This is a genomic window from Streptomyces enissocaesilis (genome assembly GCF_039533765.1).
In the GTDB taxonomy this organism is placed as follows: Bacteria; Actinomycetota; Actinomycetes; order Streptomycetales; family Streptomycetaceae; genus Streptomyces; species Streptomyces enissocaesilis.
The window spans coordinates 81513-107538 of the sequence record NZ_BAAAUD010000008.1; the positions used below are offsets into that span (position 1 = coordinate 81513).

18 protein-coding genes and 1 pseudogene are annotated in these 26026 nt (G+C 72.8%); 11 read left to right on the plus strand and 8 right to left on the minus strand.

Annotation, left to right across the window (positions count from 1 at the left end):
* Window positions 1-26 precede the first annotated feature (26 nt).
* Both ABD374_RS02680 and ABD374_RS02685 read right to left on the minus strand, forming a co-directional pair.
* Entirely contained in the window at window positions 27-1607 is a 1581-nt protein-coding gene (locus ABD374_RS02680) for a hypothetical protein (protein WP_344489944.1), read from the minus strand.
* Between the two features lie 37 nt (window positions 1608-1644).
* Complete coding sequence (locus tag ABD374_RS02685; protein WP_344489947.1) at window positions 1645-1839, minus strand: hypothetical protein; 195 nt, start codon at window positions 1837-1839, stop codon at window positions 1645-1647.
* A gap of 262 nt (window positions 1840-2101) precedes the next feature.
* On the opposite strand from ABD374_RS02685, the gene ABD374_RS02690 reads away from it, so the two are divergent.
* The 3 genes from ABD374_RS02690 (at window position 2102) to ABD374_RS02700 (ending at window position 8324) form a co-directional block, all read left to right on the plus strand.
* Entirely contained in the window at window positions 2102-2494 is a 393-nt protein-coding gene (locus tag ABD374_RS02690) for an ankyrin repeat domain-containing protein (protein WP_344489950.1), read from the plus strand.
* A 255-nt stretch (window positions 2495-2749) separates the two neighbouring features.
* A complete protein-coding gene (locus ABD374_RS02695; protein ID WP_344489953.1) occupies window positions 2750-4168 on the plus strand; it encodes a HEAT repeat domain-containing protein in 1419 nt (472 codons plus the stop codon).
* A gap of 547 nt (window positions 4169-4715) precedes the next feature.
* Window positions 4716-8324, plus strand: a complete 3609-nt coding sequence (locus ABD374_RS02700; protein ID WP_344489956.1) for a hydantoinase B/oxoprolinase family protein — start codon at window positions 4716-4718, stop codon at window positions 8322-8324.
* A gap of 38 nt (window positions 8325-8362) precedes the next feature.
* Here the strand turns inward: ABD374_RS02700 and ABD374_RS02705 are convergent, their stop codons facing one another.
* The 5 genes and pseudogenes from ABD374_RS02705 to ABD374_RS02725 form a co-directional block, all read right to left on the minus strand.
* The gene (locus ABD374_RS02705; RefSeq protein WP_344489959.1) at window positions 8363-9232 is read right to left on the minus strand and encodes a 5-oxoprolinase subunit C family protein; all 870 of its coding nucleotides are present in this window, start codon (window positions 9230-9232) and stop codon (window positions 8363-8365) included.
* Window positions 9229-9846, minus strand: coding sequence for a 5-oxoprolinase subunit B family protein (locus ABD374_RS02710; protein WP_344490030.1), 618 nt, complete (start codon window positions 9844-9846; stop codon window positions 9229-9231). The genes ABD374_RS02705 and ABD374_RS02710 overlap by 4 nt, the downstream gene beginning before the upstream one ends.
* Window positions 9847-9851: 5 nt before the next feature.
* Window positions 9852-10616 (minus strand): LamB/YcsF family protein, encoded by a 765-nt coding sequence (locus ABD374_RS02715; RefSeq protein WP_344489962.1) that lies wholly within the window; start codon window positions 10614-10616, stop codon window positions 9852-9854.
* 22 nt (window positions 10617-10638) lie between these two features.
* Window positions 10639-10833: pseudogene (locus ABD374_RS02720) on the minus strand (D-glutamate cyclase family protein); the annotation flags it as partial.
* Window positions 10834-10962: 129 nt separating this feature from the next.
* The gene (locus ABD374_RS02725) at window positions 10963-12240 is read right to left on the minus strand and encodes an MFS transporter (RefSeq protein WP_344489965.1); all 1278 of its coding nucleotides are present in this window, start codon (window positions 12238-12240) and stop codon (window positions 10963-10965) included.
* 174 nt (window positions 12241-12414) lie between these two features.
* Here ABD374_RS02725 and ABD374_RS02730 point away from each other — a divergent pair, with 174 nt between their 5' ends.
* From ABD374_RS02730 to ABD374_RS02745, 4 genes are all read left to right on the plus strand, one after another.
* Window positions 12415-13128 (plus strand): GntR family transcriptional regulator, encoded by a 714-nt coding sequence (locus ABD374_RS02730; protein ID WP_344489968.1) that lies wholly within the window; start codon window positions 12415-12417, stop codon window positions 13126-13128.
* A 92-nt stretch (window positions 13129-13220) separates the two neighbouring features.
* A complete protein-coding gene (locus ABD374_RS02735) occupies window positions 13221-14747 on the plus strand; it encodes a hypothetical protein (RefSeq protein ID WP_344489971.1) in 1527 nt (508 codons plus the stop codon).
* A gap of 256 nt (window positions 14748-15003) precedes the next feature.
* Entirely contained in the window at window positions 15004-15963 is a 960-nt protein-coding gene (locus ABD374_RS02740; RefSeq protein WP_344489974.1) for a hypothetical protein, read from the plus strand.
* Between the two features lie 81 nt (window positions 15964-16044).
* A complete protein-coding gene (locus ABD374_RS02745; protein ID WP_344489977.1) occupies window positions 16045-20850 on the plus strand; it encodes a hypothetical protein in 4806 nt (1601 codons plus the stop codon).
* 88 nt (window positions 20851-20938) lie between these two features.
* On the opposite strand, the gene ABD374_RS02750 is transcribed toward ABD374_RS02745, so the two are convergent.
* Window positions 20939-21430: a hypothetical protein gene (locus ABD374_RS02750; protein ID WP_344489980.1), complete on the minus strand. Its 492-nt coding sequence runs from the start codon at window positions 21428-21430 to the stop codon at window positions 20939-20941.
* A 422-nt stretch (window positions 21431-21852) separates the two neighbouring features.
* Here ABD374_RS02750 and ABD374_RS02755 point away from each other — a divergent pair, with 422 nt between their 5' ends.
* From ABD374_RS02755 to ABD374_RS02770, 4 genes are read left to right on the plus strand one after another with little or no spacing between them, the layout of a single operon-like run.
* Complete coding sequence (locus tag ABD374_RS02755) at window positions 21853-24576, plus strand: sensor histidine kinase (RefSeq protein ID WP_344489983.1); 2724 nt, start codon at window positions 21853-21855, stop codon at window positions 24574-24576.
* On the plus strand, window positions 24573-25013 hold the full coding sequence (locus ABD374_RS02760) for a roadblock/LC7 domain-containing protein (RefSeq protein ID WP_344489986.1): 441 nt from the start codon (window positions 24573-24575) through the stop codon (window positions 25011-25013). Before ABD374_RS02755 ends, ABD374_RS02760 begins: the two co-directional genes overlap by 4 nt.
* 10 nt (window positions 25014-25023) lie before the next feature.
* A complete protein-coding gene (locus tag ABD374_RS02765) occupies window positions 25024-25422 on the plus strand; it encodes a DUF742 domain-containing protein (RefSeq protein WP_344489989.1) in 399 nt (132 codons plus the stop codon).
* Window positions 25403-26008 (plus strand): GTP-binding protein, encoded by a 606-nt coding sequence (locus ABD374_RS02770; protein ID WP_344489992.1) that lies wholly within the window; start codon window positions 25403-25405, stop codon window positions 26006-26008. Before ABD374_RS02765 ends, ABD374_RS02770 begins: the two co-directional genes overlap by 20 nt.
* The last annotated feature ends 18 nt before the right edge of the window (window positions 26009-26026 follow it).

Sequence of the window (26026 nt, forward strand, 5' to 3'; positions counted from 1 at the left end):
TCTCCGGGCCTTCCGGGCCTTCCGGGTCAGCCCTCGGCGGATACCGGCTCCGGTTCCTGCGCCGGGGGCTGGATCCGGGGCTGTTCCCCGGAACGCGCCTCCGGCATGTCCAGGCGCTCGGGAAGCAGGTCGGTGACGGCCTGCCGGTGCGCCTCGCTCGTCGCGTCGTCGTACGGGTCGGGTGTCGCCGGGACCTGGAGCCGCATCACGGGGCCGGCGCCGAGCCGTGCGTAACCGCGCCCGGGTGGGGCGTCGCGTGTCGGTGTCGTGTGCGGCGGCTCTCCCAGGACGGACTCCACCTGCCCGGGGGCGGACGGACCGAGCACCACGCGCGCGCGTGTGTGGGAGCGTACGGTCTCGCTCAGGGCCTCCACGGTGTCGAACTGCTCCGCCACCACCACCGTCACGTTCGCCGCCCTGCCGTGCCGCAGTGGCACCTGGAGCAGCTGCTGGGGGTCGGGGCGCCCGTCGGCGGCCGCCAGGTGACCGAACACGCTCGGCCGGTCCAGCAGGATCCACAGGGGGCGTTTCGTGTCTTCCGGGGCGGGGTGTCCGGCCTGGCGGGCACGGTTCGCGGCGATCAGCCGCCGCTCGGTCTCGTGCGCGGCCCATTCCAGGCTGGCGAGCGCTCCCGCGACGCTGCATTCGACGGCCAGTACGCCGTCGCGTCCGGTGAGGCACGCGTACTCGCCGGTGCCGCTGCCCTCGACGATCACCACGTCGCCGTACTGGAGGGCCTGCAGGGCGATCGAACGCAGCAGGCTGGTCGTACCGCTTCCCGGGTGTCCCACGGCGAGCAGGTGCGGTTCCGTGGAGCGCGGACCCGTCCGCCAGATCACCGGGGGAGCGTTGTACGTCCGGTCGCCCTCCGTGACCGGTACGGTCCGCTGGACCGCTCCGGCGTCGGTGAAGCCCAGTACGGTCTCGCCCGGGGCGGTGACGAAACGCTGGGCGGCGATGGCGGTGGACAGCGCGGGGAGCACCGTCATGAGGAGCTGGTTGCCCTCCTCGTCCCACGCGAAGTGGTACTCGCGGCCGCGGCCCGACTTGGCGTGCAGCAGCTGCTCGACGCGTGCCCGGGAGGAGGCGTCGCCGTCGGCGAAGTACGCCGGGTAGCGCACCAGGAGCCGGACGAGCCGGCCGTCGTCGAAGGCGTACTCGGGGAACGCCTTGTCCCACTCGCCGCCGTGGGTGAACAGCGGGTCGGGGTCCTCGGCCACCGAGAAGTGCGGCACCAGGGCTTCGTAGACGGCCCGGAGCCGGTCCTTCTCGGCCTCGCCGGGTCCGGGCGCGGGGGTGTGCTGCCGCCCTTTCCAGGCGGCCGCGGCCATCACCGTGATCAGGACGAGCAGCGGCCCGTACGGGATGAGCGCGACCACCAGGACGAGGGCCGCCGCCAGGAACACCGCGGGACCACGCCGGTCCTTGGGCGTAGCGGCCCAGGCGCGCCGGCCGGCGGCGGCCAGCCTCCGAAGACCGCGTACGACGGTGATCAGCGGATGGAGGACGTCGGTGGCGCTGTCGGCTGCGGTGCGCGCGATCTCGCGGCTGCGGGTGATCGAGGCACTGCTGCTGCTCAGAATGCGGGGGAGTGGGCGCCGGGCCACTTCGGTCTCCTGGTGGTGTTGAAGCGGTTGTGGCAGGTCAGAACTGGATCCCGCCCAGCAGACCGGCGAGGCTGGCGCCCCCGGCCTTGATGCTCGGGGCGATGGCCGTGCCCGCGAGATAGAAGCCGAACAGTGCGCAGACGAGGGCGTGCGACGCCTTGAGGCCGTCCTTCCGGAAGAAGAGGAAGACGATGATGCCGAGCAGTACGACGCCTGAGATGGACAGGATCATGAGGGGTTCTCCTGGTTGAGGGGACAGTCACCATGAGTTCTTCCAGGCTCACAGCATGTAGCCATATGACAAAAGGTGCAAATGGGTTACTTTTCGGATTTTTCACTGAAGTGGCCGATGTGGGTCCGCTCACCGTGATCTTTGCCGCCGCCGGGCCGGGTCATGTCGGCGGGCGGGCAGTACCCTGACGATTCACTCGTACGGCTCCGATGCCGTACGTACAGGTCACAGCAGTGAACGGCAGTGGAAGGCGGTCCGCCCGATGAGCGAAACCCCGGATCCCGAGGTGGTCGAACTGGCTACCAAGATCTTCGACCTGGCGCGCCGGGGCGAGGCCGAGGCGATCGCCGCGTACGTCGACGCCGGCGTGCCCGCGAACCTCACCAACGACCGGGGCGACTCGCTCGTGATGCTCGCCGCCTATCACGGCCACGCCACCGCCGTGCAGGCCCTGTTGAGCCGTGGCGCCGATCCGGACCGGGCCAACGACCGGGGGCAGACGCCGCTCGCCGGCGCCGTCTTCAAGGGCGAGGAAGCGGTGATCCGCGCGCTGGTCGACGGCGGCGCCGACCCGTCCGCCGGAACGCCGTCGGCCGTGGACACGGCACGGATGTTCGACAAGAAGGACCTGCTGGAGCTGTTCGGCGCCCGGTGACCGGGGGTCGTAAATGTGGTCGCGTCGGCGAAATGGCTGGGTCATCATGACGTCGGATTCACATACGCGGGGACCGGCGGAAATCGCCGGACCACGGGAACGTGAACGGGCCCGCTCCGGGCCCACCGACGAGAGGCAGAGGAAGATGGTCTACAACGGGCAAGAGACGACGGCGGACGACCGGACAGGGTGTCGCGCGGCCTAGGCACGGCACGTATCCCGGTTGCGTCGACAGCTTGATGTGAGGCTCTTTCCATGTTCGATCCAGTCATAGCGCCGAGCGGCACACTGCTCGGCCTCCTGCAGCGGGGCCGCGGCGACGGCACGCTGCACGCGCTCGCCGCGCCGCGCCCCGAAGCGCTCGCGGCCCTCAACCACTGCGTCCTCGACGACCCCCGCCACGACTGGCACGTCGAGAACCGCTCCCTGTACTACGCGCGCCTCTACCTGGATCTCGACGGCGGGCTCGAAGCGATCGAGCGGCACCTCTTCGACCCCGAGGACCTCGTCGACACCGGCGAGGGCAGGACCGGCCTCGCCCTCGCCGTGCTGGGCCACCTCGCCTCGTACGGCAGGAACGACGCCATGGCGCTGCTGCGGCGGTACGCCAGGACCGGGACCAACTGGACCTGGGCCCTCGACGAGCTCGCCCTGCGCGACGACGACACGGGGCTGCGCGGCCTCGCCCTGCCCGTGCTCGCCCGGTTCCCCGCCACCCCCGGGGGCGAGGCCGCACTGGCCTCCGCCGTACGGGACGCCTTCGAGCCCCGGCCCTGGCGGCTGTGGTCCGAGGACCCGCGCGAAAGCGTCGGCGCCCGCGTGCGGGCGGCCCAGGAACAGGGGTCCTTCGCCCGCTGGCAGCGGCAGATGCGACCGTCCGGGCCCCGTCCCGGCTGGAGCGTCCAGGCGGTGTTCGACTGGGCCCAGCAGGGCCTGGACCGGGGTACGCCGCTCCATGTGCCGGCCGCCCGGTGTCTGACAGCCGTCGCGGGACCCGCGGACCGGTCCGCGATCGTCGAGGCCGCCCGCAGCGGCCAGGACGGCGCGCGCAGCACCGCCCTGCACTACCTCGCCGCATCACGCGATCCTGCCGCGCTCGACCTCATCGAGGCGGCGGCGCAGAGCCCCTCCCGCACCGTCGCGGAAGCCGCTGTGGCCTCCTTCGAGCGGATGTGCGACGCCGACGCGGTGGACCGGGCCCGCGGCTGGGTGCACCGCCCCGACGCCCTGGGGGCGTCGGCCGCCGGTGTGCTCGCCTGCCGGGGCGAGGCCGGGGACGCCCCGCTCGTGCTCGGCGCGCTGCGGGAGACCGTACGGGCGGACGGGCCCGACGCACCGCTCCTGTGGACCCTCGTGGACGGCGCGGGGCGGCTGGGCATCTGCGCCGCGGCGCCCGTACTGCGCCACGTCTACCGGGAGACGGCCTCCTCGCACCTGCGCGGCCGCGCGGCGCGGGCCCTGGCCGCCACCGACCCGTCGTACGCCACCGGCTTCGCCGTCGAGTGTCTGTGGGACTGCGAGGAGACCACCAGGGAACTGGCCGCGCTGCACGCCGAGACCGGCGACGCGCGCGTGGCGGAGAGACTGCGGCGGCTCGCCGCCGATCCGGCCGAGGAGGCCGAGGTGCAGACCGCCGTGCGCAGCAGGATCGGGCCCGACGCGCCCGCTCTCTGACCGGACCCGACGCGCCCGCCGTCTGACCGGGCGTGACGGCGGCTGTCCGGGTGGGTACGAGGGGCGGCCTGACCGGCGCGGGGACCGAACGCCCGTAGGACGTTCCTCGGCCGGACAGGTCCACGTCGGCCGGCACTACGGCGTCGTACACCCGCACATCGCCGAGGGACCCTGGACGGCCGACCGCGGCCTCTGGAACCCTGGCGGGCCGCACCCGGGCGAGCGCGGGCACCGGCTGATCGCCGCTCGTTTCCACGCCCTGCCGGCCGCCGAGGGGCCGGCGACCGGAGAACCGCCGGGACGCGAACCCGAGCGGCCCCCGCCCACCCGCGCACCCCCCTCCCGTGGCTTCTGGCGCCGCGCACCGGCCGGCCGCGCACCGGTCCACCGGCCTGTTGCCGCAGCTGCTGGGTCCGGCGGCCGGGGAGGTACGGCACGGGCCACGCGGGACCGGTGCGCGGCTCGATCCGCGTGCTTCCCGGGTGTTCTCGGCCGCGCTCGCCGCCGTATCCGCGCCGACTGCGCCGCTCCTTGCCAGACTGGGGGAATGAGCGGGCGCTGGGAATTCTGGATCGACCGTGGCGGCACTTTCACCGATGTGGTGGGCCGGCGCCCCGACGGGAGGCTCGTCACCCGCAAACTGCTCTCGCACGACCCGGAGCGCCACCGGGACGCGGCCGTCGCCGGAATCCGGCTGATGCTGGAGCTCGGAGCGGACGAGCCGGTCCCGGCCGACCGGATCGACACCGTAAGGATGGGCACGACGGTCGCCACCAACGCGCTCCTGGAACGGCGCGGCGAGCCGACCGTGCTCGTCGTCACCGAAGGCTTCCGGGACGCCCTGCGGATCGCCTACCAGAACCGCCCCCGGCTCTTCGACCGCCACATCGCCCTGCCCGAGGCGGTGTACGAGCGGGTCGTCGAGGTCCCGGAACGGGTCGACGCGCACGGAGCGACCGTACGGCCGCTGGACCTCGCCGCCGTCACCGGGCAGTTGAGCGCCGCGCGGAGCGACGGTTTCCGCAGTGCCGCTGTCGTGCTGATGCACGGCTACCGGCATCCCGCGCACGAGTCCGCCGTCGCGGCCGAGGCACGTCGGCTCGGATTCACCCAGGTGAGCTGTTCGCACGAGGTCAGTCCGCTGATCAAGCTGGTGCCGCGCGGCGACACGACCGTCGTGGACGCGTACCTCTCACCGGTCCTTCGCCGCTACGTCGACGAGGTCGCCGAGGAACTCCAAGGCGTCCGCCTGATGTTCATGCAGTCCAACGGCGGACTGCGCGAGGCGGCACACTTCCGCGGCAAGGACGCCGTGCTCTCCGGCCCCGCGGGCGGCGTCGTCGGAATGGCCCGTACCTCGCAGCAGGCCGGGTTCGAGCGCGTCATCGGTTTCGACATGGGCGGCACCTCCACCGACGTGTCGCACTACGCCGGCGCGTTCGAAAGGGACTTCGGCACGCAGGTCGCGGGCGTACGCATGCGCGCCCCGATGATGGACATCCACACCGTCGCGGCGGGCGGCGGCTCCGTGCTGCACTTCGACGGCCGGCGCTACCGGGTCGGCCCCGACTCGGCGGGCGCCGTCCCGGGGCCCGCCTGCTACCGGCGCGGCGGCCCGCTCACGGTCACCGACGCCAATGTGATGCTCGGACGTGTCCAGCCGGACCACTTCCCCGCCGTCTTCGGACCGCACGGCGACCAGCCCCTGGACGCCGGGGCCGTGCACCGCGGGTTCGCGCGGCTCGCCGACGACGTCGCCGAAGCGACCGGTGTACGGCGCAGCCCCGAGGAGGTCGCGTCGGGCTTCCTCGACATCGCCGTCCTGAACATGGCGAACGCCGTCAAGAAAATCTCCGTGCAGCGCGGTCACGACGTCACCCGGTACGCCCTTACCAGCTTCGGCGGCGCCGGCGGGCAGCACGCGTGTGCCGTGGCCGACGCCCTGGGCATCAGCACGGTGATCGTGCCGCCGCTGGCCGGCGTGCTCTCCGCGTACGGCATCGGACTGGCCGACGCCACCGCCATGCGCGAGCAGTCGGTCGAGGCGGAGCTCGACGAGGCGTCGCTCGGGGGCGTACGCGAACTGTGCGACCGGCTGGCCGGACGTACCCGTGCGGAACTGCGCGCCGACGGCATCGCGGACGCGGCGATCAGTACCCACGCGCGCGTGCTGATCCGCTACGCCGGTACGGACGCGAGCCTGCCGGTGGCACTGGGCGGCGTCCCGGACATGACCGCGGCCTTCGAGGCGGACCACCGCGCGCGGTACGGCTTCACCATGGACAAGCCGCTGGTCGTCGAAGCCGTCTCGGTGGAAGCCGTGGGCACGGCCGGACCGCACGTTCCACGGAACGCCACCGAAGAGAACACGCGCCCGGGATCGCCGGCACCCCGTGCGACGGTAAAGATGTTCACGGAAGGGCGCCGGCAGGACACCCCGCTGTACCGACGCGACGACCTGCGGCCGACGGACACCGTAGAGGGGCCCGCCGTCGTCGCCGAGGACGACGCCACCACCGTGGTCGACCCGGGCTGGCAGGCGGCCGCCGGAGAGCGCGGACATCTGCTGCTCACGCGCGTGCGCCCGCGCCCCGGCAGGACGGCGGTCGGCACGGACGCCGATCCCGTCATGCTGGAGGTGTTCAACAACCTCTTCATGGCCATCGCCGAGCAGATGGGCGTACGCCTCGAAAACACCGCCCACTCCGTGAACATCAAGGAGCGGCTGGACTTCTCCTGTGCGCTCTTCGACACGAACGGCGGCCTGATCGCCAACGCTCCGCACATTCCCGTGCACCTCGGTTCGATGGGCGAGTCCATCAAGGAGGTGCTGCGGCGCAATGAGGGGAGCATGCGGCCCGGCGACGTGTACGCGATCAACGATCCGTACCACGGCGGCACACACCTGCCCGACGTCACCGTGGTGACACCCGTGTTCGACGCGGACGGAGGGCCGTTGCGCTTCCTGGTGGCCTCGCGCGGACACCACGCCGAGATCGGCGGAATCACCCCCGGTTCCATGCCCGCCTTCAGCCGTACGGTGCACGAAGAGGGCGTTCTCTTCGACAACTGGCTCCTCGTGAGGGACGGCAGGCTGCGTGAGGACGAGACGCGCGAGCTGCTGGACGCCGCCCCGTATCCGTCGCGCGACCCGGACACCAACCTGGCCGACCTGCGCGCCCAGATCGCCGCCAACGAGAAGGGAATCGCCGAACTGCGGCGCGTGACCGACCAGTTCGGGCTGGAGGTGGTCCAGGCGTACATGCGGCACGTGCAGGACAACGCCGAGGAGTCCGTGCGGCGGATCGTCGCCGGGCTGCGGGACGGTTCGTACCGTTACGAGACCGACAGCGGGGCCGTGATCCAGGTGGCACTGCGGGTGGACCGTGAGGCGCGCAGCGCGGTGCTGGACTTCACCGGAACGGCACCGCAGCAGCCGGGGAACTTCAACGCCCCCAAGTCGGTGGTCATGGCGGCCGTTCTGTACGTCTTCAGAACACTCGTCGCCGAGGAGATCCCTCTCAACAGCGGCTGCCTCGAACCGCTGGAGGTACGGGTCCCCGAGGGCTCGATGCTCGCGCCCGCCCACCCGGCGGCGACCGTGGCAGGCAATGTCGAGACCTCGCAGGCGGTGACCGGTGCGCTGTACGCCGCGCTCGGTGTCCAGGCCGAGGGCTCGGGAACCATGAACAACGTCACCTTCGGCAACGACCGCGTGCAGTACTACGAAACCGTGGCGAGCGGCTCGGGGGCGGGCGACGGGTTCGACGGGGCCGACGCCGTGCAGACCCACATGACCAACTCGCGTCTCACCGATCCCGAGGTGCTGGAGTGGCGCTACCCGGTGCGCCTGGAGAGCTTCTCCGTGCGGGAGGGCAGCGGGGGAGCCGGCCGGTGGCGGGGCGGCCGCGGCGCGGAGCGCAGGATCCGCTTCCTGGAGCCGATGACGGTGGCGCTGCTCTCCGGCCACCGCCGCGTCCCGCCGTACGGCATGGCGGGCGGCGGACCGGGAGCGACCGGCAGCAACTTCGTCGAGCGCGCCGACGGCACCGTCACGCCGCTGGAGGGGTGTGACACAGTCGAAGTCGGACCGGGGGACACGCTGGTGGTCCGTACGCCCGGCGGAGGCGGCTACGGCAGCCCTGGTGGCAGCTGAGGACGCCCGAGGACGCCCGAGAGCTTCCCTGCGGGCTCTCAGCGCCCGCCGGTCAGGACGAAGCGGATGGGCGTACCGGGTGCGGCCTGCGCCGCCGCGGCCAGATCCCGTTCCCCGACGACGGCGATCACCGGGTAGCCGCCCGTAGTGGGGTGGTCGGCCAGGAACACCACGGGGCGCCCGTCGGGCGGCACCTGCACCGCGCCGAGCACCATGCCCTCACTCGGCAGTTCACCGGCCGCGGCGCGCTCCAGGGGCGGACCGTCGGTACGCAGCCCGATGCGGTTGCTCGCGGAGGAGACCCGGTAGACCGCCGTGGCCAGGGTGCGCAGCGCCCGCCCGGTGAACCAGTCCCTCCGGGGCCCGGGGCCGGCCCGCAGCACCAGTTCCCCCGGAGGGCCCTGCCAGGGCACGGCATCGGCGTACACCGGTGGCCCCGTTTCGTCCCCCAGCGGCAGCACCGCACCGTCGGTCAGCGGCGCGGGGCCGAGTCCCGACAGCAGATCGGTGGAACGGCTGCCCAGCACGGGCTCGGCGGCGACCCCGCCGGCGAACGCGAGACAGCTCCGTACGCCGCGCACCGCATGCCCCAGCTCCAGTACGGATCCCGCCGCCACGCGCACCGGTGCGCCCCAGGCGGCGGGCCGCCCGTCCACGGTGACGGGACACGGCGCACCCGTGACCGCCACGGTGACCGCGCAACGCGGCCGTACCGCACACCCGTTGAGGGTCGTCTCCAGGAGAGCCGCCTCCGGCGGATTGCCGACCAACCGGTTCGCGAGAGCGCTCGCCGGCCGGTCCAGCGCGCCCGAGAGCGGCACTCCCAGATGGGCGTGGCCGGGCCGCCCCTGGTCCTGTACGGACGTCAGCGCCCCGGCCCGTACGACCGCGAAAGCCCGGTCCGTCACGGCCGCTCCGGTACGAAGCGCACCCGGGTCCCCGGTGTGAGCAGCGCGGCGGGTTCCCGGGTGTGGTCCCACAGCACTTCCTCCGTCGAACCGATGAGCTGCCAGCCGCCGGGGGAGACGCGCGGATACACCCCCGTGTACGCACCGGCCAGCGCGACGGCGCCCGCGGGGACCGCCGTGCGCGGCGTGGCCCTGCGCGGTACGGCGTACCGCTCGTCGAGGCCGGTCAGATAGCCGAACCCGGGGGCGAACCCGCAGAACGCCACCCGGAACACGGTCGCCGCGTGAATCCGCCCCACCTCGCCCTCCGGTACGTCCCACAGCTCGGCCACCGCCGCGAGGTCGGGGCCGTCGTAACGCACCGGGATCTCGACCGCCCCCCCGACGCCCGGCGCGAGCGGCGGGATCTCCCAGCCCGCCAGCCGCTGCGCGAAGTCCCCGGGGCCGTCGAGGCCGTCGAGCAGTACCGTGCGCGCCGCCGGCACGATCTCCCGCACGGCGGGGAGCGTGCCCTGCGCACGGCGGCGCAGCAGCTCGGCGTGGAACGCCTCCGCCTCCTCGCCGCTGCCGAATTCGACCAGCAGGGCACGGTCGCCGGCCGGCAGCGCCCTCATGGCACTCATGCGAAGGCCTCCACACGGACGCCCGCGTCCTCCAGGCGCTCCCGTACGCGGCGGGCAAGCTCGACGGCGCCCGGGGTGTCCCCGTGCAGGCACAGCGAGCGGGCCCGCACTCCGACCGGCCTGCCGCAGCGCGAGGTGACGACGCCGGACCGGGCCATCGAGACGGAGCGTTCGACGACCGTCACCTCGTCGGTGACGACGGCGCCCTCCTGCCCGCGCGGAACGAGCGTTCCTTCCGCCGTGTACGCGCGGTCCGCGAACGCCTCGGCGACGACCGGCAGCCCGGCCTTCGAGGCGATGTCGAGGAACCGTGACCCCGGCAGCCCGAGAACCGGCCGCTGTCCGCCCGCGAGCAGTACACCGCCGACGACGGCGGCTGCCTGCTCCTCGTCGTGCACCACACGGTTGTAGAGCGCGCCGTGCGGCTTGACGTACGAGACGCGCGAACCCGCCGCTCGCGCGAACACCTCCAGTGCGCCTATCTGGTAGGCGACTTCGGCGGCGAGTTCGTCCGCGGGGACGTCCATCGCGCGTCGTCCGAAGCCTGCCAGATCGCGGTACGAGACCTGCGCGCCGATCCGCACCCCCCGCTCGGCGGCGAGGTCGCAGACGCGGCGCATGGTCACCGCGTCACCGGCGTGGAAGCCGCAGGCGACGTTGGCACTGGTGACGACGGACAGCAGCTGCTCGTCGTCGGTCAGCCGCCAGCGCCCGAAACCCTCCCCGAGGTCGGCGTTGAGGTCGATCGATGCCGAGGTCATGTACGGATCCGTCTCCTGTCCAGGCCACACGGAACTGCTCGTCGCGGGCGTCGGTGATGAACATCCGGCCCGGTGCGTGGGTGATCGCGAAGGGCGGACCTGAGGCCGTCACGGCCGTCTGCGGCCTCACTCCGCAGGCCCGGAACACCGGAATCCCACCGGGCTGCGCTTCGACGGTACCGCCGAAGCCCGGCTGCCCGAGGTCCATGATGCCGATGACCGGGCAGACCAGTGCACGGATCGGTGCCGGGCCCGGCGGGGTGGTCCGGACCCCCGGTCGTCACGCCGACCCCTGTGCGGAGCAGATCGCGTGCTTCCCGGGGGCTCCTGGCCGTCGTGATGCCGTTCACCGGAGCTCCCTTCCGCGCGTCTCGGGAAGGCCGAACAGCGCCACTACGGCGAGCCCGTAACCGATGGCACCGAAGATGAGAGCGCCCCCGACTCCCCAGCTTCCCGCCAGGAAGCCGACGAGGGTCGGGAAGAACGCGCCCACGGCGCGGCCCGTGTTGTACGTGAACCCCTGGCCGGTCCCGCGAACCGCCGTCGGATAGAGCTCACTGAGGAACGAACCGAAGCCGCTGAAGATGGCCGACATGCAGAACCCCAGCGGGAAGCCCAGGACGAGCACCACGTCGTCCGCCCCGGACGGGATGTTGGTATAGGCGAGGATGCAGGCGGCGGAGAGGAACGCGAAGAGCGCGATGTTCTTCTTGCGGCCCAGCCTGTCGGTGAGGTACCCGCCGGTGAGGTAACCGATGAACGCACCCGAGATCAGGAACGCCAGGTAGCCGCCGGTGCCGACGACGCTGAGGCCCCGCTCCGTCTTGAGGTAGGTGGGCACCCAGGTGGCGAGGGTGTAGTAGCCGCCCTGGACGCCGGTGGACAGGAGCACACCGAAAAGGGTGGTGCGCAGCAGGTCCTTCTTGAAGATCGCCGTGAACAATCCCTTGTTGCTGCTCGCGAGACGCCGTTCGGCCGCTTCCGGCGCGTCGCTGACGTGGCGCCGTACGTAGACCACCAGGAGCGCGGGAAGCGCACCGGTCCAGAACATCACGCGCCAGGCCGTGTCCGGGTCCAGGTACTGGAACACCACCGTGTAGACGATGACCGCGAGCGCCCAGCCGACCGCCCAGGAACTCTGGATGACGCCGAGCGTACGGCCGCGGTGCCTGGCGGAGGAGTACTCGGCGACCAGGATCGCGCCGACCGCCCACTCGCCGCCGAAACCGAGGCCCTGGAGGGCACGGAAGACCAGCAGCGTCTCGTAGTTGGGGGCGAACCCGCACAGGACGGTGAACAGCGCGTAGGTGATCACCGTGATCATCAGTGCCTTCACCCGGCCTATGCGGTCGGCGGCGATGCCCGCGATGGCGCCGCCGATCGCGGAGACGACCAGGGTGACGGTCGTGAGCAGGCCGGTCTGCCCGGTGCTGAGACCGAAGTACGCGGAGATCGCGACCATGCTCAGGGGCAGCGTGAAGAAGTCGTAGGAGTCGAGGGCGTATCCGCCGAACGCTCCGCCGAACGCGCGGCGGCCGCGCGGCCCGAGGGCGCGCAGCCAGGCGAACGCTCCGTTGTCGTCGGGGAGTTCGTTCTGCTCCGGCTGTGCCTGGGTGGTACTCATCTGCACCTCGCAGAAGGGGAGGAGGGAGGAGTGCGCTGGGACCGTGCGGTGACGTCACGGTAGGGGATTGTTGAACGATCCGACAAGACTCATGTCGGCTCGTTCCTGCTTCTACGATGGACACCGCGCGTCAGCAGGAGCGGCCGGCGCGGGAGGACCGAGGGAGAGGGTGCTGTGAGCACGACGGAGTCCGAGGCCGGAGGGCTGGCGGACGACCGCCCGCTGCTGGGCCGCACCAGTACGGCGGAGCGCGTCGCGGACATCCTCCGCACCCGTGTCGCCGAGGGCTATTTCCCGCCGGGGGAGCGCCTTTCGGAGGACAGCATCGGCAAGGCGCTCGGCGTCTCGCGCAACACCCTGCGCGAGGCGTTCCGGCTGCTGACCCATGAGCGGCTGCTCGTCCACCAGCTCAACCGCGGCGTCTTCGTCCGGGTCCTGGCCGTCGAGGACGTCGAGGACATCTACCGCACCAGACGGCTGGTCGAATGTGCCGTCGTCCGCGGCCTGGGCGCGCCTCCCTTCCCCCTCGGCGGCCTCGACAAGGCCGTCACCGACGGCGAGCGGGCGGCCCGCCGATGGGAGTGGAAGGGGGTGTCGACGGCCAACATCCACTTCCACCGCGAACTCGTCGCCCTCGCCGGCAGCCCGCGCACCGACGAGCTGATGCGTGGTGTCCTGGCCGAACTGCGCCTCGCCTTCCACGTGGTGGCGGACCCACGCAGGCTGCACGAGCCCTATCTCGTACGGAACCGGCAGATTCTGGAATGCCTGCGGACAGGCGACAACGCGGCCGGTGAACAACTGCTCGCCGGTTATCTCGACGACTCGCGCACCCAGCTCGCCGAGGTGTACGCGCGTCACATCGAGACCGGGAACTGGGGAGCCTGAGCGCCTGCCGGCCCCTCTGCCCCGGCCCGCCCGCAGGGGTCGCTTCTGCGCCGTTTCGACCGGTGTCAGTGCGAGGACCTAATCTGGGCCACGTGACTTCGCCTGCATCGACGGAATTGGTTCCGCCCCAGCTCAGCGCGGGGCCGCGGCCCGCCCAGGGCCCGGCCGCCGACGAGGGGCTGGCGCGACGGCTCCGTGCGCTCGCCTGCACGGCGCCGCTCCATGATCTCGACGTCCGCAAGGCGAATCTCGCAGGCGAGTACTCGGTCTACGCGATGGCGGAAGTCGCCCTCGCCGCGATCGATCTGGTCACCCTCAACATGGACTTCGACACAGGTGCCGACCATGAGCAGATAGTGGCCAGACTGCTCCCGCGCGTCGCCGCCCAGGCCCCGCACCGCCCATTGGCCGAGCACGAACGCGTCGCCCGCTGGGTCCTGGAGAACCTGATCAACGTGGGAAGCGTGGACCGCGGCTTCCGCGCGGTCTACGGCACGTTCGGCCCGGACGGCGCCTATGTGCGCAGGGACTACGACTTCAAGCTCATCGAGGAGGTCCCCGGACACGGCGGCAGTGTCTACCTGCGGACCACCGACGAGGCGGTCAACGTCCTCGTCGGCGCCCTCGACACGGATGTCACCAGCGCGCAGATCGCCGCCGAGGTCAAGCTCGAAGTCCTGATCAGCCGGGGCCGGCTCGCCGACGCCCAGCTCGCCGCCGAGCAGGCCCGCTACCGGACCGTGCAGTACGCCGAGACGCTCCGCAGGACCCTGGAGGCCACCCGGCGCAATGTGCGCGCCGTCGACTGGCTCAACTCCGTGCCCGACATGATCGCCGAGGCGCTCGACCACGTGGCCGACCGCTACCGGCACGAGAACGCGATCCTCACCAACATCCGCAAGGCGCGCGACGAGGCCGAGGGCCCGGAGAACAAGCGGCGCGCGGCCGAGCTCGTCGACATCGTCAAGGACTGCATCCGCAGGCACACGCAGCTGCAGTCCCGGCTGCTGGAAGCGGGACCGCTGTTCCGCGCCGAGCAGGACCGCCAGGCCTTCGCCACGCCCACGGCCCGGTCGGGGCTCGATCTGTACGGCCAGCTGGTCGCCCCGCTGTTGCCGCTGCCGGTCGAACAGGCGATCCGGGTCACCGACGCCTTCTTCGCGCGCGGCACCGGGCTGCGCACGCCCGTCGCCGTACGCGTCGGAGACCTGGTCGACATACTGCTGACGCCGCCGGTGGAGCGGGAGCACCTGGGCGCCGAGATGCCGGAGCCCGACCTGATCGCCACCCCCGACGACAGCCGCTTCAGCGAGGAGCAGCTGGCGAGCGCGATGGAGCTGCTCGACCTGCCGCACGACGCACCGCGCAGGCTGTCCGGGCTGCTGGTGGACGCCCGGCGCCGCGACCCCGAGCTCCCGTACCTCGTCGCCCTGCTCGCGGTGCACGCGGCGAGCCCGCCGGTCGGCACCGCGTACCGGCAGGGCGAGGAACGGCTGCTGTTCGCCGTCGACGACGGCACCGAGCTCGACGACCCGGAGTTCGGCGGCGCCGACCTGATCGTGGGCATGGCCCTGCTGGACGCGGCCGGGATGACCGCGGACCGGAAGGAGACGGCATGAACATGAATACGAGAGGCCGGACCGCCCTGCCCCGGGCCGGTACCCCGGCTCCGCCGCCACCCGCCCGTCCGGAACCGGCCTCCTCCGCCGCCACCGGCCCGGCAGCAGTGTTCCACGGCACTGTCCGTGCGCCGTACCGGCAGGCGCCGCCCGGTGACCGTGCCGTCGCTGCCGCAGGCCCGGGTACCCCGGGCGCCGGGCGCGCCACCCCGTCCGTACCCGAAACCGAGAATTTCCGTACCGAGGAGCAGCAGCCGTGAGTGACCACCACGCAGAGCACGCCGACGCGTGGAGGGAGCGACCCGTCGGTGACGCGGACGACGCGGCCACCGCCGCCGAGCCTGCCGAGACGTTCGCGACCGCTCCTTCACCTCCCCCGCCCGTCGCGAACGGCGCGGTCACGCCCGCCGACGCCGCCGACGCCGCCCGGCTCGTGTCCTTCGGGCTGCAGCCCAAGCTGCTGCCCGCCCGCGACATCGAGTACGCCGACCTCCTCCGCCGCTACCGCGAGGAGCCCGCCTTCGCCCGGCTGGCCGACGCCGTCGCGACCGGGCTCGGGCTCGTCGTCCTCGAAGTCTCCACACGCGCCGGCATGGCGGTCTCCGCCGGAGAGGACTCCGTCTTCGCCGTACGCATGGGCGACTACGCCCGGCGTGCCTCCGCCGACTCCGCCGACCGGTTCCTGCACGGCCTCGCCCACCTGGCTGTCGCCGCGCTGGCGTTCCCCCGCCCCGAAGACCTCGCCGACGACCACTACATCGGCCGCATCACGGTCAACGGCGTCGACGCCTTCGTACGGCAGGCCTGCCGCCGTCTCGAGGACCGCGCCGACGCCGAGGGCGACAACACCGACCCGGCCACCGACGCCCCCGGCCTCGAAGCGGCCTGGCGGATATACGCCCGTCGCAGCGCGACCGGCGCCACCAAGGACGCGCGGCGACTGGCCGGCTCCACCACCGGCATCGTCGGCAAGGCCGTTGCCTTCCTCACCGACTCCGGCTTCCTGCACCGCACGGGTGACGACGCCGGAGGGGCGTACCGCACCACCGCCCGTTACCAGCTGCAGGTCCGCGACATGGCGGGCAGTGCCGCCATGGCCGAGCTGCTGGAACTGGGCGTGGTGCCGGTGACCGACGGCAGCGCGACGCTCGTGCCGCCGCCGGACGCCGACGACCTCGAACTGACCGCCGAGGCAGGGCTCCCCTTCCACGCCTGATCCAGCCGGTCCCGGCCGGTCTCCGGCCGGCCGGTCATCGCACACCTGCCGCTTCACGACTTACGACGAGAGTCCGCCGCCATGTACGAGTTGTCCCGGGTCCGCCTCTACTCCATCGGGCCCGCCGGTGCGCGCTACGCCGACACCGTGCTTGACCTGCGCGGAGTCGGCAAGCCCGTCCCCCACCCCGCCCCCACCCAGGCGGAGTTCTTCGAGGAGGACCCGGTCGGCCCGCCGCGCAGGCCCGCGCCCGCCGGCGTGCTCTTCCTGGAGAACGGCGGCGGCAAGTCCGTCCTGCTCAAGCTGATCTTCTCGGTGATGCTGCCGGGCCACCGCAATACGCTCGGCGGCGCGAGTTCCGGCGTGCTGCGCAAGTTCCTGCTCGCCGACGACTGCGGGCACGTGGCACTGGAGTGGCAGCACACGCTCACCGGTGAGTGCGTGGTCGTCGGCAAGGTGAGCGAGTGGCGCGGGCGGCAGGTGTCCAACGACCCACGGAGGTTCGCGGAGGCCTGGTACTCCTTCCGCCCCGGCCCCGGTCTCAGCCTCGACTCGCTGCCGGTCGCCGAGTCCACCGCCGTCCGCACGCCCGGCGAGGGCGCTTCGGGCGCGAAGGGCCGCCGCCGCACCATGAAGGGCTTCCGTGACGCGATCACCGAAGCGGGCAAGGTGTACCCGCACCTCGACATCCACTGGGAAGAGATCCACGACCGCTGGAACGAGCACCTCGGAGACCTCGGCCTCGACCCCGAGCTCTTCCGCTACCAGCGAGAGATGAACGCGGACGAGGGCGAGGCGGCCGGCCTCTTCGCGGTCAAGAAGGACTCCGACTTCACCGACCTGCTGCTGCGTGCCGTCACCGACACCAGGGACACCGACGGCCTCGCCGACCTCGTCCACGGCTTCGGCAACAAGCTCGGCCGCCGGGCCGAGCTCACCGCCGAGCGGGACTTCACGGCGGGCTCCGTCGACCTGCTCGGACGCATCGTCGAGGCGGCCGGGACGCGCGTGCGCGCCCGCGACGTCCACGCGGGCGCCGAGCGGAGGACCCGTACGCTCGCCCGAAGGCTCTCCGCGCGCGCCGCCGAGGAGCGCGGCCGGACCGCCGAACTCGCCCAGCAGGTCACCGCCGCCGCGCACACCGTCACCGAGGCCGAGCAGGCCCGCAGCCGCAGCTCCCTCATCGCCAGCGAGCTGGCCTACCGGCACGCCTCGCTGGCCCTCACCGCCGCGGAGAAGGCGGCGGGCGCGCAGCGCCGCGAGCTGGCCGACGCCCGTACGCTGCACGCCGCCTGGCAGGCCGCCGAGGCCGTACTGCGCCACCGCGCCGCCGCGGACCGCTCCGCGCGCGTGGCCGTCGCCATCCGCGAGGCCGAGCGGGACGCCGCCCCGGCGCTGGCGGCCCGTGCCACGGCCGCGGGCGAGCTCGTACGGGCCCTGCACGCGGCGGCCGAGGACGGGGAACGCGTGGCCGCCGAGGAGGAAGAGCGCTCGGCCGCCCTCCAGGAGGCGGGCGAGGCGGCGCACCGCGACGCCACCACGGCCGCCACCCAGGCGCAGCGCGCCCGCAGCGAGGCCGGGCACCTGCGCCAGCGCCTCGCCGAGGTCGAACAGGAGACGGCGGAAGCGGTACGCGCCGGCTGGCTCGACGACACGGCTCCGGACGCCGACCCGGCGCGGGCGGCGCTGGCCGCCACCGACGCGGAGAAGGCGGCGGTCGCCGCCTGGGACACGGCCCGTGAAACGGCCCGTGCGACGGGGGAGCAGGCGAAGGAGGCCGCCGGCGCGGAGGCCCGCGCCGAACTGGCGGCGGCCCGCGCGGCGGACGCCGCGCAGGGCGCGCAGCACGCGTACGAAGCCGAGCGCCGCGCGGCGCAGTCGCTGGCGGCGGAGGACCGCCTGGCGGAGCTGCTCAGCCTGCCGGCGTCCCATCCGGCCGCCGCCGTACCGCAGCCCCGCCGGGGCACGGCCGGAACACCGCCGGACGGCACCGCCGCCACTGCGGCGCCAGGCCCGGACGGCACGGCCCCCGCAACCGCCGACGGCACGAGCCCGGCGGACAGCGACGCCGACGCCCGCACGGACGCGTTCGGCCGGCCCGCCGCGTCCGCATCCGCGCAGTCCCGGTCCGTCCGCGTCCCCCGCCGCGCCGCCGAGGGCCCGCTCACGGTCGAGGAGCTGGACCGTAACGCCGAGGACCTCCTCACTCTGCTCGACCAGAGCATCACCTCCGCCGAGCGGCAGCTCTTCGAGCTGCGTACCGCCGCCGCCGACGACGCGCGCATCCTCGGGGCACTCGGCGACGGAGGGCTGCTGCCCCCCGGCCCCGACGTCCTGGCCACCGTCGAGTTCCTCGGCGAGCACGGCATCCCCGCCCTGCCGGGCTGGCGCTACCTGGCGCAGGCCGTCGACCCCGCCGACCACGCCGCCGTGCTCGCGGCCCGGCCCGAGCTGGTCGACGGCGTCGTCATCACCGACCCCGAGGCGCACGTCAGGGCCCGGGAAGCCCTCGTCGGCGCCGCGCTGCTGCCCCGCTCGGCGGTCGCCGTCGGCACCGCCGCCGCGCTCCTGGCGCCCGTACCCGCCCCCGGTGCCGCCCCGTCGGGCCGCGCCGACGTCTTCCTCGTACCGCCGAACCCGGCGATGCACGACGAACACGCGGCCGACGAGGAGCGCCAGGCGCTGCGGGCCAGGGCATCCGCCCGCGACGAGGAGATCCGCGGGCTCGCCGCCCGGCTGACCGGCGACCGTACGCTCGCGGCCCGCCTCGGTTCCTGGCGCGCCGACTGCCCGCCCGGGATGCTCGCCGAGCTGGCGGAGGCGGCCAGGAGGGCGGGCGAAGCGGCCGAGACCGCGGAAGCCGCGCTCGCCGAGGCCCGTACGGTCCGCGCCGAGGCCGACGAGGCCGCGGCCGAGGCCGCGCGCGTCAGGGACGAACGGCAGGACGCCGCCCAGCGCGCCCGCCGCGTCGCCGACGCCCTCGCGGGCCTCGCGTACCGCCTGCGGGAGCGCGCCGGCTGGCAGGTCAAGGTGCGCGAGCTGACCGAGGAGGCCGCGGAGCTGGAGGCCAGTGCCGCGGTCTGCCTGGAGCGCGCCAAGGCGGCCGACGAGGACCGCCGCGCCGCCCAGCGCGCCGCCGACGACGCCCACCGGACCGCGCGCACGCTGCGCGCCGAGCGGGCCGAGATCGCCGGCGCTCCCGAGACGTCGCCGGAGCCGGACCAGGACGCACCGCGTATCGCGCTGCCCGCGCTGCGCGAGGCGTACCGTGCCGCGTCCCAGCTGTACGAGAAGGTCGGTGTCGGCGCCGATCTGCGCGCCGAGCAGGCCAGGGCGGAGAGCGAGGAGAGCGCCGCCCTCGCCGAGCTCAACCGGCTCTCCAACAAGGTCCGCACCAGGGCCGCCCTGATGCTGGAGGGCACGGACGGCGCCGACGGCCCGTCCCGCCAGGCCGCAGTCGCCCGCGCCGAATCCCTCGTACAGATGCTGGAGTCGAGGGCGTCCGCCGCGAGCGAGCAGCTCGGCAGGCTCCGCGGTGAGGCCGAGCGCCTCGCCCCCCAGGACGGCACGGCGCACACCGAACTGCCCGACGACCTCGTGCCCGCCGACGCGGAGCACGCGCAGGCGCTGCTGCGCACCGCCACCTCCGAACTCGCCTCCCGCACCGACGCCCTGGACTCGGCCCGCGCGGCCCACGCCGAACTGCTGCGGGCGCACCGCGCGGCCGAGGACGCGGCGGGCGGTTTCGACGAGACGGCGGCGCTGCTGCGCGACCTGCTCAGGGACTACCACCAGGAGGACGAGGCCGCCGAGGGACCCGACCCCTACCCGGGCAGTCTGGAGGAGGCCCGGCAGTCGGCCGCCGAGTCCCGCCGTTCGCTGCGCGGCTGCTCGGCCGACCTGTCCGCCGCCGAGGCATCGGTGCGCGAGGCGAGCGACGTGCTCGTACGGCATGCCAACTCCACGCGGTACGAGCAGGTACGCACCCCCGCGCGCCAGCAGATCCGCGAGCTGCCGGCCGCCGCGCTGCCCGAGCACGCCGCGGCGTGGGCGGCGGCGTTCGCGCCCCGGCTGCGCGTACTGACCGACGAGCTGGAGCAGTTGGAGCGCAACCGCGACAGCATCGTCGACCGGCTCCGGGGCCTCGTGGAGTCGGCCCTGGCGACACTCCGCTCGGCCCAGCGCCTCTCCCAGCTGCCGGAAGGCCTCGGCGAGTGGTCCGGCCAGGAGTTCCTGCGGATCCGCTTCGAGGAGCCGGACCAGGTGACGCTCACCGAGCGGCTCGGCGAGGTCATCGACGAGGCGACCAGCGCGGCCGTCAAGAAGAACTCGGACCTGCGCAGGGACGGAATGTCACTCCTGCTGCGGGGTGTTCAGGCCGCGCTCCAGCCGAAGGGCGTCTCGGTCGAGATCCTCAAGCCGGACGCCGTGCTGCGCGCCGAGCGGGTGCCGGTCGGGCAGATGGGCGACGTCTTCTCGGGCGGCCAGCTGCTGACGGCCGCGATCGCGCTCTACTGCACGATGGCCGCGCTGCGCAGCAACGACCGGGGCCGTGACAAGCACCGGCACGCGGGGACGCTGTTCCTCGACAATCCCATCGGCCGCGCCAACGCCACCTACCTGCTGGAGCTCCAGCGGGCGGTGTCCGACGCGCTCGGCGTCCAGCTGCTCTACACGACCGGGCTGTTCGACACGACCGCGCTCGCCGAGTTCCCCCTGGTCATCCGGTTGCGCAACGACGCCGACCTCAGGGCGGGGCTGAAGTACATCAGCGTGGAGGAGCACTTGAGGCCGGGCCTGCCGCAGCAGGACCCGGACGGCGAGACGGTGCACGGCGAGATCACGGCGACGCGGATGTTCAAGCGCACGCCGGAGCGGGCCGAGTAGCGGCGACGTCCGCGAGGGGCGGGCTCGGCGCGGCTCCGGTCCCCAGGCATCCCGGTCCTGCCGGGTCCCGCCCGGTCCTGCCCGGGGTTCAGGCCTGGGAGAGCCGGCCCGCTCCCCGCCGGGTCCGCTCCTCCCGTTGCTGTGTCCGCGCGGACCTGCGGGCCGTCCGGCGGGCTTTCCGCCGCTCGCGTCGCAGCCGGCGCGCCGTACTGCTCGGGACCGAGACCACGCCGTGGCGCTGGTTCCACACCTGTCGGGTGACCCATACGTCCAGGACGCCCCAGGTGGCGACCACGGTGCTGCCCACGCTGCTCAGCACCATCGGAAACGCCAGCCACGACCCCGCGAGCGTGGACAAATAGGCCACCATCGCCTGGATCAGCGTCAGGGACGTGATGAGGACGGAGCGGACGGCGGCTGTACGGACCGGATCGGGCAGCCGCGGCCGTACCGCGGGCTCGTCCACCCACAACCGCCGTTGAGCTCCGGCCGCTTCGGGCTCCGGGAAATCCTCGGCGACCTCGAACGTCACGGGCGCCGCAGACGCCCTGGACGCCGTACGGCGCTCTTCCGTATCCATCGGACCTTCACTCCCCACCACCGCCTGGCGTGCACTCAACTCGGGCGCGCGACGCCCGCTTTCACGAGTGGCTGCCCGCCTTGCGCCCCTTTACGCCGTTACCCCGAACCGAAGGTGGCATGTATGGCCGCGTCCGGTCCGCCCCTCGTACAGCAGGACGAACGGCACACCTCGAAGATCCCCGCGGAACGTAGAATTCCAGCCATCTGCCCGGGCGGGGTGGGAACCGTACGTACGCGTGTCCTTCGCCACAACAGCGCCTGCCAGCTCCCGGAATTGCGTGACAACTCGTGATCAACTCCCCTTGGAGCGGCCGAAAATCGCCCGGACGTGCCTTCGAGTTGCGCGAGTGAGAGTAGTAGGCTCACGCCGTTTATTGACGGAACACCCCCCTGCCCGGCGGGGGCGAGCTGGGGGAGGCCATGCGCTTTCGCGGGAAGTCCATCCGCAGGAAGATCGTGGCGTTGCTGCTGGTGCCGCTCGTGTCCCTCACCTCGCTCTGGGGATTCGCCACCGTGATCACCGGTCGCGAGGCAGGCCGGATGCTGGAGATGGCCCACACCGTCGAGCAGGTGGGCCGACCCGTCGAGGACGCGGTCAGGGTGATCCAGCAGGAACGGCGGCAGACGCTGATCTATCTGGCGGACCCCCGGGCCTCCGACGCCCTCGCCGCCCTCCGCCGTGAGCGCGAGACCACCGACGAGTCCGTCGCGAAGATCAGGGCCCAGGCACAGAACCCCGAAGTGCGCGACGACATGCGGCCCTCGGCGTCCAAGCGCCTGACCTCCCTCCTCAGGGCCTTCGCGGACATCGAGACGCTGCGCCGCTCCGTCGAGAACAGCACCGTCACCAGACGCGAGGCCCTCGACCGCTACAACCGGCTCGTCGATCCCTGCTACTCCTTCCTCACCGCCCTCCACGTCCTCGAAGACGTGGAGCTGGACAAACAGGGCCGTGCCCTGGTCGGCGTCGCCCGCGCGCACGAGATGCTCTCCCGCGAGGACGCCCTCGTCGCATCCGGCCTCGTCGCCCGCCGGTTCGACCCGCCCGAGCTGCGCGAGATCTCGGCCCTGGCCGCGAACCGTGAACTGCTGTACGACGTCAACCTCGAACTCCTCCCCGCGACCGAGCGCGAGGCCTTCGCGGACTACTGGGACAGCCCGGCCACCGAGGCCCTCCGTACCGCCGAAGAACACCTCATCACCGAGGGTGTCACCAAGGGCCCGCGCGCCGTCACCGCGAAGAGCTGGAACGAGGCCGCGACCGGCGTACTCGACCACTTCACCCGTGAGGACAAGGAGGCGGGCGACCGTTATCAGGACCGTGTCGACCCGGTGGCTTTCGGTGTCTTCGTCAAAGCGGGCGCCGCCGGCGTGCTCGGCTTCGTCGCCCTGATCGTCTCGCTGGTCCTGTCCGTACGGATCGGCCGCGGCCTCGTCCGCGACCTCTCCCGCCTCCGCAGGGAGGCCCACGAGGTCTCCGGTGTACGGCTGCCCAGCGTCATGCGCAGACTCGCCGCCGGCGAGGAGGTCGACGTGGAGACCGAGGCACCGCGTCTGGAGTACGACAAGGACGAGATCGGCCAGGTCGGCCAGGCCCTCAACACCCTTCAGCGCGCGGCCGTCGAATCGGCCGTCAAGCAGGCCGACATGCGGCGCGGCGTCTCCGAGGTCTTCGTCAACCTGGCCCGCCGCAACCAGGTTCTGCTCCACCGCCAGCTCACGCTCCTCGACACCATGGAACGCCGCACCGAGGACACCGACGAACTCGCCGACCTCTTCCGTCTCGACCACCTCACCACCCGCATGCGCCGCCACGCGGAGGGTCTGGTGATCCTCTCGGGCGCGGCCCCGTCCCGCCAGTGGCGCAAGCCCGTCCAGCTCATGGACGTCGTACGGGCCGCCGTCGCCGAGGTCGAGGACTACGAGCGCATCGAGGTACGCCGGCTGGCGCGCATCGGTGTCGGCGGCCCGGCCGTCGCCGACCTCACCCACCTGATCGCCGAACTCCTGGAGAACGCCACGGTGTTCTCGCCCCCGCACACCGCGGTGCAGGTGCACGGCGAGCGGGTCGCCAACGGCTTCACCCTCGAAATCCACGACCGTGGCCTCGGCATGACGCCCGAAGCCCTCCTCGACGCCAACCTGCGGCTCGCCGAGACTCCCGAGTTCGAGCTGTCGGACACCGACCGGCTCGGCCTCTTCGTGGTCAGCCGGCTCGCCCAGCGCCAGAACGTCCGGGTCTCGCTCCAGCAGTCGCCGTACGGCGGAACCACCGCGGTCGTCTTCGTTCCGGCAGCCCTGCTCACGGACGCGCCCGAGACGAACGGCACCGGCTTCCGGCTCGACCGCAAGCACTCCGCCGGCGAGGCAGGGTCCGGAACGGCGGCGGGAAACAACGGACGCCGCAAGTCCCTGACGACGCTCTCGCGTCTGCCTGCCGAGCTCGCCGCTCAGGCGATACTGGACGGCCCTGTCGAACTCGAACCGCCTCTGGGGGCACTGGGCCTCGAGGATGCCTCACTCGGCTCACTCGACAGCGTCGCCGACATCGAGGACACGGAGAGCGAGCGCGGCGGTCTGTTCCGCGCCCGGGAAGGCTCCGGGGAACGCTTCCGCGGTCGTTCCGGGGAACGCTTCCGGGACCGTTCCCGGGAAGCCACCGGTGAACAGCACCAGCAGGCCTTCGACCACGTTCCCGGGAACGGCGAAAGCGCGCGCCCCGGAGCCCCCGTTCCGCTGCCCCTCCGCAAGGCCCCGACCCTCGTCGCCGATCACGGCCGCCGTGTCGGCGGTCGCGACCGCGCCCCCATCACGTCCACCACACCGCCCGCACGGGAACCGTCCACCGAGGACAGGGCTCCGGGCCTCCCGCAGGCTCCGGGCCTCCCGCAGGCCGGACTGCCCCGCCGTGTCCGCCAGGCCAACCTCGCCCCGCAGTTGCGCGAGGCCGTCGCAGACCGCACCGAACCCGCGCCCGACGCACCGGCCACCGCGCAGGAGGCCGAGCGCGAAGCGGAGGAAGTGCGCAGCCGTATGGCCTCGCTCCAACGCGGCTGGCAGCGCGGCCGTCGGCAGAACGCCGAGGACGGGCCGGGCCCTGGCGAGACGGCACCAGGAACGACACCAGAGAGGGACGGTCGATGACCGCACCGAACGCCACAGCACACCACACCACGGGCCGGGGCTCGGGGGAGCTCAACTGGCTCCTCGACGAACTCGTCGACCGCGTCGGCAGCATCCGCAAGGCCCTGGTGCTCTCCAGCGACGGGCTCCCCACCGGCGCCTCCAAGGACCTGACACGCGAGGACGGCGAACACCTCGCCGCCGTAGCCTCCGGCTTCCACAGCCTCGCCAAGGGCGTCGGCCGTCACTTCGACGCGGGCCGTGTCCGGCAGACCGTGGTGGAGCTGGACGACGCCTTCCTCTTCGTCACCGCTGCGGGTGACGGCAGCTGCCTCGCCGTCCTGTCGGACTCCGATTCCGACGTCGGCCAGGTCGCGTACGAGATGACGCTGATGGTCAAGCGGGTCGGCGCCCACCTGACGACCGCGCCCCGCTCCGGTCTGCCCGCCGGAGGGTGAGTGGGCTGACATGAGCGAAGCAGGCCGACAGGGATCGCCGCACTGGTTCGACGACGAAGCGGGCCCGGTGGTGCGCCCGTACGCGATGACGCGTGGCCGTACGAGCAGTGCGATCCGGCACCGGCTCGACCTGATCGCGCTCGTCGTTCCCGAGCCCGCGGCCGACGATCCCGGGCGCGACCAGACGCTCGCTCCCGAGCACGTCGAGATCGTCGAGCTCTGCAGCGAGACGCCGCAGTCGATCGCCGAGCTCGCCGCGGGCCTCGACCTCCCCGTGGGGGTGGTCAGAGTCCTCGTCGGCGACCTCGTCGAGGAAGAGCTGGTGCACGTGACCCGACCCGTACCGCCGGCGGAGCTGCCGGACGAGAGCATTCTTCGCGAGGTAATCAATGGTCTTCGGGCGCTCTAGCCGCAAGAAGCGACCGGTCGAACCGGTGACGCTCAAGATCCTCGTCGCGGGTGGCTTCGGGGTGGGCAAGACCACCCTGGTGGGCGCGGTCAGCGAGATCAGGCCACTGCGCACCGAGGAGGCGCTCACCGAAGCGGGCCGCCCGGTCGACGACACCGCCGGCGTCGAGAGCAAGAAGACCACCACTGTGGCCATGGACTTCGGCCGCATCACGCTCCGCGAAGACCTGGTGCTCTACCTCTTCGGTACGCCCGGCCAGGACCGTTTCTGGTTCCTCTGGGACGAGCTGGCGCAGGGGGCGCTCGGCGCGGTCGTGCTCGCCGACACCCGCCGCCTGGAGGACTGTTTCGCCGGCATCGACTACTTCGAGCGTCGGGACATCCCCTTCGCCGTCGCCGTCAACTGCTTCGACGGCGCCACCCGTTATCCGGCGGAGACGGTGCGTACGGCCCTCGACCTCGACGAGGGCGTGCCCCTGCTGCTGTGCGACGCGCGGGACCGGGAGACCGTCAAGGGAGTGCTCATCGCGGTGGTCGAGCACGCGCTGGCCCGCTCCGCCGACCGGCGGCAGACCGCGACGACCTGAGCCTTCCCGGGAACGGAC

Bases quoted from the DNA above. Each gene is read 5' to 3' on its own strand.
- ABD374_RS02685 (WP_344489947.1), bottom strand. From the start codon at position 1,839: ATGATCCTGTCCATCTCAGGCGTCGTACTGCTCGGCATCATCGTCTTC.
- ABD374_RS02690 (WP_344489950.1), top strand. From the start codon at position 2,102: ATGAGCGAAACCCCGGATCCCGAGGTGGTCGAACTGGCTACCAAGATC.
- ABD374_RS02695 (WP_344489953.1), top strand. From the start codon at position 2,750: ATGTTCGATCCAGTCATAGCGCCGAGCGGCACACTGCTCGGCCTCCTG.
- ABD374_RS02700 (WP_344489956.1), top strand. From the start codon at position 4,716: ATGAGCGGGCGCTGGGAATTCTGGATCGACCGTGGCGGCACTTTCACC.
- ABD374_RS02710 (WP_344490030.1), bottom strand. From the start codon at position 9,846: ATGAGGGCGCTGCCGGCCGGCGACCGTGCCCTGCTGGTCGAATTCGGC.
- ABD374_RS02715 (WP_344489962.1), bottom strand. From the start codon at position 10,616: ATGACCTCGGCATCGATCGACCTCAACGCCGACCTCGGGGAGGGTTTC.
- ABD374_RS02725 (WP_344489965.1), bottom strand. From the start codon at position 12,240: ATGAGTACCACCCAGGCACAGCCGGAGCAGAACGAACTCCCCGACGAC.
- ABD374_RS02745 (WP_344489977.1), top strand. From the start codon at position 16,045: ATGTACGAGTTGTCCCGGGTCCGCCTCTACTCCATCGGGCCCGCCGGT.
- ABD374_RS02750 (WP_344489980.1), bottom strand. From the start codon at position 21,430: ATGGATACGGAAGAGCGCCGTACGGCGTCCAGGGCGTCTGCGGCGCCC.
- ABD374_RS02755 (WP_344489983.1), top strand. From the start codon at position 21,853: ATGCGCTTTCGCGGGAAGTCCATCCGCAGGAAGATCGTGGCGTTGCTG.
- ABD374_RS02760 (WP_344489986.1), top strand. From the start codon at position 24,573: ATGACCGCACCGAACGCCACAGCACACCACACCACGGGCCGGGGCTCG.
- ABD374_RS02765 (WP_344489989.1), top strand. From the start codon at position 25,024: ATGAGCGAAGCAGGCCGACAGGGATCGCCGCACTGGTTCGACGACGAA.
- ABD374_RS02770 (WP_344489992.1), top strand. From the start codon at position 25,403: ATGGTCTTCGGGCGCTCTAGCCGCAAGAAGCGACCGGTCGAACCGGTG.